General features: G+C 71.4%; 1 protein-coding gene. It reads left to right on the forward strand.

Features of this window, described 5'->3' with window-relative positions:
- Positions 1-503, forward strand: a 503-nt coding sequence (locus tag EJK15_RS69885) for an acyltransferase domain-containing protein (protein WP_138720995.1), incomplete at both ends; no start/stop codon positions are given.

Below are 503 nucleotides of genomic sequence, written 5' to 3' on the forward strand. Positions count from 1 at the left end.
GGAGACGGCGTTGTACCGGCTGCTGGAATCGCTGGGGATCCGGCCCGACTTTGTGGCCGGGCATTCGCTGGGCGAGATCACCGCGGCGCATGTGGCCGGGGTGCTGGAGCTGGCCGATGCGTGCCGGTTGGTGGCTGCTCGTGGCCGGTTGATGCAGGCACTGCCGGCCGGGGGCGCGATGGCAGCGATCGGCTGCGGCGAAGAGGAGCTCGCTGCGGTGCTGGCCGGGCGTGGCGAGATCTCGGTGGCGGCGGTGAACGCGCCCGGTTCGGTGGTGGTCTCCGGCGCGTCCGACCAGGTGGAGCAGGTCGTCGAGTGGGCGCGGCAGCACGGGCACCGAACCCGCCAGTTGCGGGTGTCGCACGCGTTCCACTCGCCGTTGATGGAGCCGATGCTGGCTGAGTTCGGGCAGGTGGTGGCGGGTTTGACGCTGCGGCGTCCGGAGCTGCCGCTGGTGTCCAACGTCTCGGGTGACCTGGCCGGTGAGGAGATCACCCAGCCCG

The sequence above is a fragment of the Nonomuraea basaltis genome (assembly GCF_005893125.1).
GTDB classification, from domain to species: domain Bacteria; phylum Actinomycetota; class Actinomycetes; order Streptosporangiales; family Streptosporangiaceae; genus Nonomuraea; species Nonomuraea basaltis.